Source organism: Pseudoalteromonas sp. NS-SX12, from assembly GCF_057367955.1.
In genome coordinates this window covers 636,941-648,760 of record NZ_CM170634.1, presented here as the reverse complement: position 1 = coordinate 648,760, position 11,820 = coordinate 636,941, and the positions used below count along the sequence as shown (strand labels likewise).

The window sequence follows — 11,820 nt, the reverse complement described above, 5'->3', positions numbered from 1 at the left end:
CGTGGCTGCGTTTGAATATAAAGCGCTCGATGGTCGCGGTAAAAATAAAAAAGGTATTTTAGAGGCTGATACCGCAAAACAAATTCGCCAAATGCTGCGCGAAAAAGGGCTTACGCCGATAGAGGTGGTGCAAGCTGCAGATAAAGAAAAGCAGCAAGTTAAAAATAGCGGCGGATTGTTTAAAGCAAAAATATCGGCGCATGAGTTATCACTGATCACGCGTCAATTAGCAACACTTGTGCAATCGGCGTTGCCTGTTGAAGCCGCAGTTCTTGCTGTGGCAGAGCAATGTGAAAAGCCACGTTTAAAAAGCATGTTGATGTCTGTGCGTTCAAAAGTGGTAGAAGGTTACAGTCTGGCTGAAGGCCTAGCTGAGTTTCCGCATATTTTTGACCATTTATATCGCGCTATGGTTGCCGCGGGCGAAAAGTCGGGGCACCTTGATCAAGTACTGGTGCGTTTAGCTGATTACACTGAACAAAGACAGCATATGCGCAGTCAAATAACGCAAGCTATGGTCTATCCCATTATTCTTGTGGTATTTGCTGTCGCAATTGTATCTATTTTGCTGGGCACTGTGGTACCGACCATCGTTAAGTCGTTTCAAAGCTCAAAGCTGGCATTGCCTTGGACCACTGAAACAGTAATTGCGGCAAGTAATTTTATTCAAAATTATTGGCTGTTTTCATTAATCGCCATTTTTGGCAGTATCTTTGCCATTAAGAATGCGTTAAAAAAACCGAAAATACGTTTTTGGTTCGATGCCCGTGTACTGCAATTTCCGTTTATCGGTAAAGTAGCACGGGGTCTTAATACAGCACGATTTGCAAGAACGCTAAGTATTTTGTCATCGAGTTCTGTGCCGCTGTTAGAAGGCATGCGAATTTCGGGCGAAGTTTTAGCAAATGAAAAAATGAAAGCAGCAGTCGCTGAGGCAGCAGTAAAAGTCAGTGAAGGTGCCAGCCTGAAAGCGTCACTTGATCAAACTAAACTGTTTCCACCTATGATGCTGCATATGATAGCCAGTGGTGAAAAGTCAGGAGAGCTTGAACAAATGTTAGAGCGCTCGGCAGATAACCAAGATAAAGAGTTTGAAGCGTTAGTGAATATTTCATTAAAGCTACTAGAGCCATTAATGATTGCGCTTATGGCAATCATTGTCATGTTTATTGTAATGGCAATTTTACAGCCAATTATGGCGATGAATAACGCGATCGGATAAGCGTTAAGTTTTATAGAGGTGTTAAATGAAAAAGCAAAGTGGATTTTCATTACTTGAAATCATGGTAGTTCTGGTAATTATTGGCATGATCATGGCCATAGTTGCGCCGAACATTATGGGTCAACAAGAAGAAGCAAAAATTGACAAAGCACGTATTGATATCAGCGCATTAGAAGATGCAATGAATATGTACAAGCTACGTAACAACCGTTACCCAACAACAGAACAAGGCCTTGAGGCGTTAGTTGAAGAAACAACGATTGAGCCGTTACCAAAACGCTTTCCTGAAGGTGGTTTTATTGAAAAGCTACCCGTTGATCCATGGGAAAGCCCATATCAGCTAGTAAGCCCAGGTGAGTTTAGCAAAATTGATATTTTCTCAATGGGTCCAGACGGTGTTGCTGGTACAGAAGATGATATTGGTAATTGGGATGACGAAGACGAGCGTTAATCGTTAATCGTTAACGTTAGTTTAAATTATGAAAAAGTGGCAAAGCGGATTTAGCTTACTCGAAATTTTAGCGGTATTGGTAATTATCGGCTTTGCCATGAACCTTGTTGTTCTTACGCTTAATGATCAGCAAGAAGAACAACTTGAAACCGAAGCACTTAAGCTTCACACCATGATTAATCTTGCCTCTGAATTTGCCGTTATGAACCAGCTTGAGCTGGGCTTTCATATTGATAAAAATACTAATACGTTTGAGCTGCTGGCGTTTGATAGCGAAAAGTGGGTTGCAATTACAGAACCTGAAGTATTTAAACCACATCAGTTCAGTGAATTTATTAGTGTTGAAATGGCACTTGAAGATTTGCCGTGGGGTGAGGAAAACTTGTTGCAACAAGTTGACTGGCGCCAGCTTCTTAACAGTGAAGATGAAGAAAGCTTATTGGAACTTGAGAAAATGAAAATTCCACAGGTTTTGTTGCTGTCTTCCGGTGAAGTGAGCCCTTTTCAGCTAGTACTAACGTTAACTGATAACGAAAAAGCGCGTCCTTATTACATTAAAGGTGAGTTAATGGCACCGGTTGAATTGTCGCAGGAATTAGACGACGATGCTTAGAGTGCGCGGTTTTACGTTATTAGAAGTGATGATTGCAATGGCCATTTGTGCACTTGCAGGCATTGCCGCAATGAAAGCGGTTGGTGATCACATTAATCACCTATCAAATATTGAAGAGCAACAGCTTGCAAGCTGGGTTGCTGAGAATCAATTAGCAGAATTAACGCTTACTACCAGTTGGCCGCCAGCGGATAATAAAACCGGTGATGAAGAGCAAGCGGGAATTAAGTTTTATTGGCGTCACAAAATTACCAAAACAGAAAGCCCCGACCTACTTGAAGCAAGAGTGTTAGTATATTCAGATGAAGCACGTAAACACGATGTTTATGAGCTTATTACTTACATTACCAAAAGTGAGGGTAAGTAAGTGGTCACTCAGCGCAATAGCTATTTAGGATTTACGCTAATTGAGGTGCTGGTGGCACTCGCGGTATTAGCAATGGTAACGCTGGCAAGTCATCAAATTTTATCGACCGCGATTAATGCCAATCAAAACTCAAAAGAAAAAGTAGCGGAAATAGGCGCTATGAATACGGTTTTCCGTATGATGCAGCAAGATTTTACCCAATTAGCACTACGCAACACACGCAATGAATCGGGAGATAGTTTAGAGCTGTTTTTAATGGCTGATCGTTTTTTATTTGATAGTCAATATCATGGTGTTGCAGGCGTGCGAGATGGTTGGAGTAACCCAGTTAACTTATTGCCGCGCAGTGAATTACAGTTATTCAGTTATGTTGTAGAAGAAGATAACTTAGTGCGTAAATATCGCATTTATGTCGATTCGCTCGATGGCACTGAATCGAAAAGCCAAGTATTACTGGAAGACATTAAAGACTTCACCATTAGTTTTCGTGGCGACAACGATAAATGGGAAGAAAATTGGACAAATCCTAGCTTGCCTAAAGCTATCAAAGTAGAAATCGCGTTAGCCGATGAAATTATCGTAAGTCGCATTTTACTGCTACCAGAGAATGAGGCAACCTGATGAGGCTAAAGCAAACGGGTGCAGCGTTAATTATTGTTTTATTTGTGGTGGCGTTGGCAGCATCTTTGGCAGTTAAAATGAATGCGCGCTTGATGGTAGAAGTACAGCGTTCAAGTAATCTCGTATTACAGCAGCAGGCACGTTGGTATGCGATGGCGGGGGAAGCTCTGGCTAAGCAGTTGCTAATTGAAGTAAAAAAACAAGATAAAGATCGTATCGACTTATCACAAAAGTGGGCTGTTGAAACGCCACCTTACCCTGTAGAAGACGGTACAGTTGCAGGTAAAATCATTGATTTACAGGCGTGTTTAAACCTTAATGCACTGCGGTTTGTTGACCCAAACAATGCTAGCACTCGAAACTTTAATGAAGCACATAAAACATTAGAGGCGTTACTTGATCTGATTCCTGATTTACCGATGGAAGAATCGAAAGAAGCACTTGCAGATAGTGTATTTGATTGGCTGGATGAAGATAGCATGCCAAAAAGGCAGGGTGTCGAAGAGGGGGAGTACATGTCTTACAGTATTCCCTATATGACAGCCAATAACTTATTTGCTAGCGTATCTGAGCTGAGATTAATTCGTGGCTTTAACCCGATCATCGTGGAAAAATTAAAGCCTTATGTTTGCGTTATTCCCCAATACGATGAATTTAAAGTGAATGTGAACACACTGCAACCTGAACAGAGTTTGTTATTGGCTGCAATGCTGGATATTTCAGAGAGCCAAGCAGAGACAATAATAAGTCAGCGTCCAAATGAGGGCTGGGATGACCTTAATAAATTCATTAATGATGCCAAACAAAATGGCGCTAAATCGTTAGACGATAAAGATAAACGCTTTGTAATAAACAGTAATTATTTTGAAGCGCAAATAAAGGCAAGCTTCTTTGAAACGAATTTTGCGATGAAATCCATAATACATATAACAGATAATCAAAAAGTTAGTGTACTGGCGCGTAGATTTGGAGGCGTACAGTGAAAGAAACCTTAATTATTCGCTTAGGGCAATCGGTTAATGATCCAATCCATTGGCTTATTAGCAATGCGAATGAAACCATAGCAAGTGGCCGAATTGATAATAGCTTGGTACTTGAAGAATTAGCTGAAAAAGGGCAATCACGGGAAGTTATCGCGCTATTTCCTGCCAGTAAAGTGCAGCTTAAAACAGTAGTTTTACCGACTAAATATAACCGTAAGTTAGAGTCAGCATTGCCATTTATGCTAGAAGAAGAACTGGCGTGTGAACTTGATGATGTATTGATTAGCATCGGTGAACCTTGCATGTTAGGCGAAAAGCATGCATTGCAAGTGGCTGTATGTCAGCGAGCATGGTTTGAAAACTGGTTGGATATTTTAAAAATAGCAGAGCTATCGCCAACGCGTGCGCTGCCTGATGCACTGTTACTACCACAATTTGATGACGCCGGTGTAACCGTTACGGCGCTTGAAAACAACTGGTTGTTTAGACTTGATGCTTGGCGCATTGCCGAGGTGGAAACAAGTTGGATAAACGAATTTACTGCGACCCTAGATGCACAATCGCTCGCACATCTTAGCGATTTAGAGTTTGAATATGACAACGCGGTAAAAAAATTAGAACACTATGACTTACCGTTAGCGATTTTTACCAAACAGCTTGCAACGCAACCATTTAATATGTTGCAAGGTGCATTTCAGGTTAAAAAACAAAGTAAAGGTGTGTGGCCTGTATGGCAAGTGCCTGCTATTGCCGCAGGTGTAGCTTTAATGTTTGGCCTTGTTTTGAAAGCGGTAACCGCGTACCAATTGGAGCAGAAAGTTGCTGTTGCAAAAGCTGAGACAATTGAAGCGTATCAACAAGCGTTTCCGGGTTCAAAAGTGCGACCAAATCTAATTCGCCGTCAAATTCAGTCTAAATTGTCACAAGTATCGTCTGGTGGCGAAACCGGCTTTTTGTTCTTATTACACCACCTAACGCCTGTATTTAAAGATGTTGAAGGTTTTACACCTGAAACATTACGTTTTGACAGTAAGCGCGGTGAGCTACGTTTACGTGCCAGTGCAAAAGATTTCCAGAGCTTTAATGTTGTAAAACAACGATTGGAACGTTCAGCGTTGCAAGTCGAGCAGGGATCACTTAGTAACTCAGGTAATCTGGTGGTAGGCGAAATAAAAATTAAGGCGGGTTCATGAACCAGTTAGAAACATATTGGCAGAATCTTAAACCAAACGAACAACTACTGCTGAAATGCGCTGCGGTAATTTTTGCCTTGTTTATTATTGTGATGTTAATTATTCGTCCATTAAATAATAAAATTGAAAAAGCGGAAAAAACCTTGCAGCAACAGCAAGAATTAGCGCAATTTGTAAAACAAAGTGCAGCAAAAATTAATGGTAGCGGACAAGGCAAACGCGCAGTGAGTGGCAGCTTAAGTCAGATTATTAATGTTTCGAGCCGTCGCGCGCAAATCAGCATCAGCAAAATGCAGCCAAAAGATGAGACACTGCGTCTTACCATCGAATCAGTTGAATTTAATAAACTACTTATTTGGCTTGAATCACTGGTCGAAGATAGTGGTTTAACGATCTCTGCGATTGATATTAATCGAGGTGCAGAGCCAGGCATGGTAAGCATAAGTCGCTTGGTGGTTGAGAAGTAATATGAAAAAAACGATATCTCTTATCTTGTTATTTATTATCGCATTTATTGCGTTTGTTATATATCTTGCGCCAGCCTCGGTTGTGCTTGGCTTTGCACAAAGCTACTTACCAAAAAATATTAAAGTTGTAGGTGTGTCAGGCACGATTTGGCAAGGTCGCATCGCTCAGGCTCAAATTAATCAACAACTTATTGATAACCTAGAGTGGCAGTTAAAACCAGCTAGTCTGTTAACTGGCAAGGTGAGTGCTGATATTAAATTTGGTAGCTTACGTGGTTTTGATACGCCGTACGGTAAAGCGTCAGTTACTTTGCCATTTTCAGCTGAAACGGTGCAGTTAAGCCGTGCTAATATCCGCGTTGCGACATCAAGTATTATGGATAATGTTAAATTGCCAATGGCGCTGCCAACTAAAGGTAATTTAAAAGTAAAAGTGAGCAATGCTGAATTACCACTAGTAGCGAAAGATAAGTTGTGTCATGTTTTAGCTGGTAATGCTGAAACGCACAATTTATCGGTGCAAGGTCTACAAGGTTGGATTGAGTTTGACACTATCAAGGGTAAGCTTGGGTGTGATAATGGGTCGCTAAGTTTAAATATTAGTGAAGAGAACCAACTTGGGCTGCAGCTAGAAGCGCAATATGGCATGCGCTTGATGAGTGTTAGTGGCTTTGTTAAACCAGATGCAAGTTTGCCAAAACAAGTTCATGATGCCGTTAAGTTTTTGGGTAAACCAGATAATAGCGGGCGCTACCCGTTTAAGTTCTAAGTACAAAACATGATTGAATTTACACAAACAGATAAGCACGCGTTGGCGAGCTGGTTAGCAAGCAGTGAAATGGCACCTTATGCGATGCCATTACCCCAGCTTGAAGGGTATTTATTTGCGCTTATAGCGGCGCCAGCTCCGATCATTGAAGATATTTGGGTAAGTGAAGCGCTTGGTAATAAAAGCGAGCAATTAGCCGACGATAAACTGTTTGCGTTAATGGCCTTTCACAATGATGTTAGCGATCATGTTTTTGAAAAAGGCTATGCGCTTTCTTCTCGCATTAACATGATGCAACCGAGCGCTGCTAATTTATCAAAAGACAGTGAGCTTCATTTATGGGCGCTAGGTTTTACTCAAGGCATTAAGCATTACATAGAGCCAATTGTATCGGCGAATAATCTCAATGGGGAACTAAGCGAAGCACTGGCAATGACGTTAGGTTATTTATGCTTTTTTGCAGATCTAAATAACGACGCTTCATTGTGTGATGATGTTATCAGCTTGCTTGAACCATTTGCTGAGGGCTATGCAGAGCTTATCGAAGCATGTGTACTGGATGCAGGGCTTATTGAAGAGGATGATTTAGATGATCTCGAATGAGATCATCTAAATACTCACAACTAAAGTTTGCTTTTCTTAGCTTGAGTTAACTAATCTATTTCAAGAGTGAGCCGAGTGCAGCCAGATCCGCAACTTACAATAAACTCACCGTCTTTGTCGTTAAGTGCTACGCTAAGAGGCTTGTTACACGTATTGCAATTAACTGTGCCGCCTTTTAAGAGCTTTTTTAAAACGGCTTTTTGATCATTAAAGTTTTTTGCAAACTTTTTATTAAGCTGTGAAAAATCCATAATTAACGTTTAGATTCTTCCGCAATAATTTTACAAATTTGTCTTAAGTCATCCCCGTAGAAGTAAGAGTTAAGCTCTTTTTGTACACAGTAGCGGGTGTTAAACGATGACATCTTTTGATTAGTGGCAAGCTGCTTGGTTAAATAGTCTTCAGCAGTTTGTGATAAACGAAGTTTTTCTTTGGCACGTTCTAATGAGCGAGCAGCTTCTTGATCTGTTTTTACTTTGCTCGAATCACTCAGTACACCCATAATTTTGTCATAAAGTTCTTGTCGCGGCTTAGCGATGCTTGGGTGATCAACACTTGCTAAGATAAGAATCACCAATACAAATAAGAAGTAATTTTTCATAAACTTTTCTTTTTTTTGATTTAGCACTAATTTGCTGTGTATTTAGTTTAATAAAATGCATCGCACTAGCAAAGACAATTGTTATAATTAAGCAACTTATCTACAAGTTTGCACACCTAGGGGCGCCATGGACAAGCAAATTAAAGTAAAAAATATCCCAACCGAAGTAAAGGTACATAAGCCTGACGCGGAAAAGTTTGACCGTTTTAATCCGCGAAACCGCATTTATGTTCGCGCTGTAACAGGCTTACATCAAAAGTTGCGTAAGTACCTTGGTTTTATTGCCATGCTTAGTTTTATGTTACTGCCATGGGTGAGTTTCAATGGTCATCAAGCGGTTCTTTTCGATATCTTCAATCAAAAATTCAATATCTTTGGCATGACATTATGGCCGCAAGATTTAACCATTCTTGCCTGGATTTTTATGATTGGCGCTTTCGCTCTGTTTTTAGTAACGACTTTTTATGGTCGAGTTTGGTGTGGCTATATGTGCCCACAAACTGTGTGGACTTTTATCTTTATTTGGTTTGAAGAAAAAATCGAAGGCAGCGCGAATCAGCGCAAAAAACTCGATCAGCGTAAAATGGACTTTGATAAGTTTTGGCGAAAATCAGCGAAACATTTAAGTTGGGTTGGTTTCTCACTTTTTACCTCGTTAACCTTTGTTGGTTATTTCACGCCTATTCGTGAACTCATGGTGGATTTTTTTACCTTTGAAGCAACGGCATATGCCGTTGGTGGCGTATTGTTTTTTACGTTTTGTACCTATGGCAATGCAGGCTGGATGCGCGAAATCATGTGTTTACATATGTGTCCTTATTCGCGTTTTCAATCAGCGATGTTCGACCAAGATACCTTCACTGTTAGCTATGACGAAAAGCGCGGTGAAAACCGTGGTCCACGTGGCAGAAAACAAGATCCAAAAGAGCTTGGTTTAGGCGATTGTATTGATTGTAAAATGTGCGTGCATGTCTGCCCGACAGGCATTGATATCCGTAATGGATTACAGTACGAATGCATTAACTGTGGTGCATGTATCGACGCGTGTGACGAAGTGATGGATAAAATGAATTATGACAAAGGGCTTATTTCATACACCACAGAGCGTAACTTAACATCTGATAAAAAGACTCATGCGTTTCGTCCGAAAATTATTGGCTACTTGGTCGTAATGCTTGTTATTTGCGGTATTTTTGTTGCGGATGTGATGACTCGTATTCCTATGGATCTTGATATTATTCGCGACCGAAATCAGCTTTACCGCGTAACTAATGAAGGTTTAGTTGAAAACACATACACCTTAAAAATTCTCAATAAATCACAGCAAGATCACGAATACACCATCGCAGTTGAGGGGCTAAATAATTTTAATATTATTGGTAAAACACAAGTGCATATTCGTTCCGGTGAGTCGTATAGCCTGCCGTTGTCAATTGCAATTGACCCGTATGATTTGAAATCGCCAATTACTGAATTTAATTTTGTATTGCAGCGTGCAGATCAAACGCAGACGCAACTTGCACAGCCAAGTAAGTTCTTTAAAGGACGTTAAATGTCGGCTTTTGATTTTAGTGATTTAACGCCTGAACGTATTTTAGACGCGGTTGAAAGCATTGGCGTTTACCCTATATCAGGGCTTTTACCGCTCAACAGCTATGAAAACCGCGTGTATCAGTTTGTGGCTGAAGATAACAAACGTTATGTAGTGAAGTTTTATCGCCCAGAGCGTTGGAGCTCTCTGCAAATACAAGAAGAGCATGATTTTAGTTATGAACTGGTTGACGGTGAAGTGCCAGTTGTCGCGCCAATAAAACGCGACAGTACCAGTTTATTTGAATACCAAGGTTACCGTTTTGCGCTGTTTCCGAGCGTAGGTGGTAGAACGTTTGAAGCAGATAACTACGATCACCTGGAAGTTTTAGGTCGTTTTATCGGTCGTTTACATAATGTGGCTAAAACTAAACAGTTTGCAGTTAGGCCAACAATTAGTTGCCAAGAGTTTTTGCACGACGCTAAACGTTCTCTAATAGATAGTAATTTAATATCGCCAAGTTTAGAAACACCGTTTATGACTGTTTTGCAACAGGTTATCACGTTAACTGAAGAGAAATATTCGCCAATTAACGAGATCCGCTTGCATGGTGATTGCCATATTGGCAATATTCTGTGGACAGGCAATGAACTGACTTTCGTTGATTTAGATGACGCACGTCAGGGGCCAGCAGTTCAAGACTTATGGATGATGTTAAGCGGTGATGAAAGTGAACAACGCATGCAAATGGATACATTGTTGTGTGCATATGACGAATTCTCATCACTGGATTTACAAGAACTGAGGCTGATCGAACCTTTGCGCGCCTTACGTATGATTAATTATATGGGCTGGCTTGCAAAACGTTGGAATGATTTAGCATTTCAACGGAACTTTTCGTGGTTTGCATCAGACAAATACTGGGAACAACAAATATTAAGTTTAAAGGAGCAATTGGCTGCGTTGCACGAAGCACCGTTAAAGCTTTTGCCATAAGAGAACCCTATGACTAAGAAGTTATTTTTAATTGTTGCATTAATTTTTCCGTTAGCACTATTTGCTAAGGAGTTTACGTTTGAAGAGGGAAAACACTTTTCACGTATTAAAACTGAAAAATCTGAAAAACCACAAATAACCGAGTTTTTCTCATATTACTGCCCGCATTGCTACAATTTTGAAATGATCGCCCAGCGATTAAATAAAGAACTACCAGCAGATACTTTTGTTAAAAGTCATGTAAACTTTTTAAACGGCATTGACCCAAAAACTCAATCGTTGCTTTCTGTTGGTTACTTAGTTGCAAAACAAGCAGGTAAAGCGAGTGAAGCGAGCGATGCTATCTTCTCATTTATTCATCGCAATCGCGGTAGCTTCGCAACAATCGGTGATGTACGTCGTTTATTTGTATTAAACGATATTGTGACAGAAGAAAAATTTGACCAGCTAGCTGGCAGCATGGCAATTGCTGCGCAAGAACAGTACATGGTTGAACAGCAAAAGCGTTTTTCAGATCTGCGCGCGTTGACTGGCGTACCAACATTTATTGTTAACGATATTTACCGTATCGAATTAACCAGTATTAAATCATACGATGAGCTAAAAGCGCTCGTTGACTATTTATTAGAAAAATAACGGAGTAATAATGAAAGCATTTTTTAAAGCTGCTCTTTTAGCTTTAGCACTACCTGTTGTGGCAATTGCCAACCAGTTTGAAGAAGGCGTGCACTACGAAGTGATCTCAGATCGCGCAACTAAAAAGCCAGAAGTAACCGAGTTTTTCTCATTCTACTGCCCAGCATGTAACAACATGGAAAACGTGATTTACGACATTAAACCTTTACTAAAAGATGGCGTGGCATTTAAAAAAGCGCACGTTAACTTTATGGGCGGTCGTTCAAAAGAAAATCAAGAAATGTTGTCACAAGCGTTAGCAACAGCCGAAGCGCTGCCGCAAAAAGACCAAGTGATTGCAGGTATTTTTAACCATATTCACGGTGAGCGTAAAAGCTTTAATGAAGTTGCAGACGTAAAAGATGTATTTGTAGCTAAAGGTGTTGAGGCTGCAACATTCGATAAATATTACAAGAGCTTCGGCGTGCGCACAAAAGCGAAGAAAATGAGCAAAGAGCAAGAGTTCTTTAAGAGCAAAGGCGCATTGGGTTCAGTACCTACCTTTATCGTTAATGGTAAGTACAAAGTTAACTTTGGCCGTAAGTCAGGCATTTCAAGTGCTGAAGATATGGCGAATCTTATCAATTACCTTGCTCAAAAATAATTTGAGCAATTAGTAAAAAAGCGCTGTTTAGGCGCTTTTTTTGTGTTTAAATTTTGCATTATCTCAGGGATGGTTGCATAAACCATAATTGTCACTCAGTAATTTAAGCTTAAATAAGAGTACG

The 11,820-nt window shown here is 40.3% G+C and carries 15 protein-coding genes; 14 read left to right on the top strand and 1 reads right to left on the bottom strand.

Translation table 11 applies throughout. The features are described from left to right. Window position 1: 1 nt before the first annotated feature. Genes gspF through AC2IOM_RS03020 form a run of 10 tightly spaced genes read left to right on the top strand, consistent with a single transcriptional unit; the run spans window position 2 to window position 7,289 of the window. Entirely contained in the window at window positions 2-1,222 is a 1,221-nt protein-coding gene (gspF, locus tag AC2IOM_RS03065; protein WP_486359100.1) for a type II secretion system inner membrane protein GspF, read from the top strand. A gap of 25 nt (window positions 1,223-1,247) precedes the next feature. After that, window positions 1,248-1,673 carry a type II secretion system major pseudopilin GspG gene (gene gspG / locus AC2IOM_RS03060; RefSeq protein ID WP_010561248.1) on the top strand — a complete coding sequence of 142 codons (426 nt, stop codon included), beginning with the start codon at window positions 1,248-1,250 and terminating at the stop codon, window positions 1,671-1,673. Between the two features lie 28 nt (window positions 1,674-1,701). Further along, a complete protein-coding gene (locus AC2IOM_RS03055) occupies window positions 1,702-2,286 on the top strand; it encodes a prepilin-type N-terminal cleavage/methylation domain-containing protein (protein ID WP_010561247.1) in 585 nt (194 codons plus the stop codon). Beyond that, window positions 2,279-2,653 (top strand): type II secretion system minor pseudopilin GspI, encoded by a 375-nt coding sequence (gene gspI / locus AC2IOM_RS03050; protein WP_486359099.1) that lies wholly within the window; start codon window positions 2,279-2,281, stop codon window positions 2,651-2,653. Before AC2IOM_RS03055 ends, gspI begins: the two co-directional genes overlap by 8 nt. Beyond that, a complete protein-coding gene (gspJ, locus tag AC2IOM_RS03045) occupies window positions 2,654-3,274 on the top strand; it encodes a type II secretion system minor pseudopilin GspJ (RefSeq protein WP_486359098.1) in 621 nt (206 codons plus the stop codon). After that, complete coding sequence (gspK, locus tag AC2IOM_RS03040; protein ID WP_010561244.1) at window positions 3,274-4,257, top strand: type II secretion system minor pseudopilin GspK; 984 nt, start codon at window positions 3,274-3,276, stop codon at window positions 4,255-4,257. Before gspJ ends, gspK begins: the two co-directional genes overlap by 1 nt. Beyond that, entirely contained in the window at window positions 4,254-5,450 is a 1,197-nt protein-coding gene (gspL, locus tag AC2IOM_RS03035; protein WP_486359097.1) for a type II secretion system protein GspL, read from the top strand. The genes gspK and gspL overlap by 4 nt, the downstream gene beginning before the upstream one ends. Next, window positions 5,447-5,917 carry a type II secretion system protein GspM gene (gene gspM, locus AC2IOM_RS03030; protein WP_486359096.1) on the top strand — a complete coding sequence of 157 codons (471 nt, stop codon included), beginning with the start codon at window positions 5,447-5,449 and terminating at the stop codon, window positions 5,915-5,917. The genes gspL and gspM overlap by 4 nt, the downstream gene beginning before the upstream one ends. 1 nt (window position 5,918) lies before the next feature. Beyond that, window positions 5,919-6,686 (top strand): type II secretion system protein N, encoded by a 768-nt coding sequence (locus AC2IOM_RS03025; RefSeq protein WP_486359095.1) that lies wholly within the window; start codon window positions 5,919-5,921, stop codon window positions 6,684-6,686. 9 nt (window positions 6,687-6,695) lie between these two features. Further along, the gene (locus AC2IOM_RS03020; RefSeq protein WP_486359094.1) at window positions 6,696-7,289 is read left to right on the top strand and encodes a UPF0149 family protein; all 594 of its coding nucleotides are present in this window, start codon (window positions 6,696-6,698) and stop codon (window positions 7,287-7,289) included. Between the two features lie 253 nt (window positions 7,290-7,542). Here the strand turns inward: AC2IOM_RS03020 and AC2IOM_RS03015 are convergent, their stop codons facing one another. After that, window positions 7,543-7,890 (bottom strand): hypothetical protein, encoded by a 348-nt coding sequence (locus AC2IOM_RS03015; protein ID WP_157813442.1) that lies wholly within the window; start codon window positions 7,888-7,890, stop codon window positions 7,543-7,545. Window positions 7,891-8,017: 127 nt separating this feature from the next. Here AC2IOM_RS03015 and ccoG point away from each other — a divergent pair, with 127 nt between their 5' ends. Genes ccoG through AC2IOM_RS02995 form a run of 4 tightly spaced genes read left to right on the top strand, consistent with a single transcriptional unit; the run spans window position 8,018 to window position 11,696 of the window. Continuing rightward, window positions 8,018-9,442: a cytochrome c oxidase accessory protein CcoG gene (ccoG, locus tag AC2IOM_RS03010; protein ID WP_100912486.1), complete on the top strand. Its 1,425-nt coding sequence runs from the start codon at window positions 8,018-8,020 to the stop codon at window positions 9,440-9,442. Then, window positions 9,443-10,417 carry a serine/threonine protein kinase gene (locus AC2IOM_RS03005; RefSeq protein ID WP_486359093.1) on the top strand — a complete coding sequence of 325 codons (975 nt, stop codon included), beginning with the start codon at window positions 9,443-9,445 and terminating at the stop codon, window positions 10,415-10,417. It begins immediately after the preceding gene. 9 nt (window positions 10,418-10,426) lie between these two features. Next, window positions 10,427-11,053, top strand: a complete 627-nt coding sequence (locus AC2IOM_RS03000; RefSeq protein ID WP_486359092.1) for a thiol:disulfide interchange protein DsbA/DsbL — start codon at window positions 10,427-10,429, stop codon at window positions 11,051-11,053. A 10-nt stretch (window positions 11,054-11,063) separates the two neighbouring features. After that, complete coding sequence (locus AC2IOM_RS02995) at window positions 11,064-11,696, top strand: thiol:disulfide interchange protein DsbA/DsbL (RefSeq protein WP_054978977.1); 633 nt, start codon at window positions 11,064-11,066, stop codon at window positions 11,694-11,696. The last annotated feature ends 124 nt before the right edge of the window (window positions 11,697-11,820 follow it).

Bases quoted from the DNA above. Each gene is read 5' to 3' on its own strand.
- gspG (WP_010561248.1), top strand. From the start codon at position 1,248: ATGAAAAAGCAAAGTGGATTTTCATTACTTGAAATCATGGTAGTTCTG.
- AC2IOM_RS03055 (WP_010561247.1), top strand. From the start codon at position 1,702: ATGAAAAAGTGGCAAAGCGGATTTAGCTTACTCGAAATTTTAGCGGTA.
- AC2IOM_RS03015 (WP_157813442.1), bottom strand. From the start codon at position 7,890: ATGAAAAATTACTTCTTATTTGTATTGGTGATTCTTATCTTAGCAAGT.
- AC2IOM_RS03000 (WP_486359092.1), top strand. From the start codon at position 10,427: ATGACTAAGAAGTTATTTTTAATTGTTGCATTAATTTTTCCGTTAGCA.
- AC2IOM_RS03005 (WP_486359093.1), top strand. From the start codon at position 9,443: ATGTCGGCTTTTGATTTTAGTGATTTAACGCCTGAACGTATTTTAGAC.
- AC2IOM_RS03020 (WP_486359094.1), top strand. From the start codon at position 6,696: ATGATTGAATTTACACAAACAGATAAGCACGCGTTGGCGAGCTGGTTA.
- ccoG (WP_100912486.1), top strand. From the start codon at position 8,018: ATGGACAAGCAAATTAAAGTAAAAAATATCCCAACCGAAGTAAAGGTA.
- gspI (WP_486359099.1), top strand. From the start codon at position 2,279: ATGCTTAGAGTGCGCGGTTTTACGTTATTAGAAGTGATGATTGCAATG.
- AC2IOM_RS03025 (WP_486359095.1), top strand. From the start codon at position 5,919: ATGAAAAAAACGATATCTCTTATCTTGTTATTTATTATCGCATTTATT.
- AC2IOM_RS02995 (WP_054978977.1), top strand. From the start codon at position 11,064: ATGAAAGCATTTTTTAAAGCTGCTCTTTTAGCTTTAGCACTACCTGTT.
- gspM (WP_486359096.1), top strand. From the start codon at position 5,447: ATGAACCAGTTAGAAACATATTGGCAGAATCTTAAACCAAACGAACAA.
- gspK (WP_010561244.1), top strand. From the start codon at position 3,274: ATGAGGCTAAAGCAAACGGGTGCAGCGTTAATTATTGTTTTATTTGTG.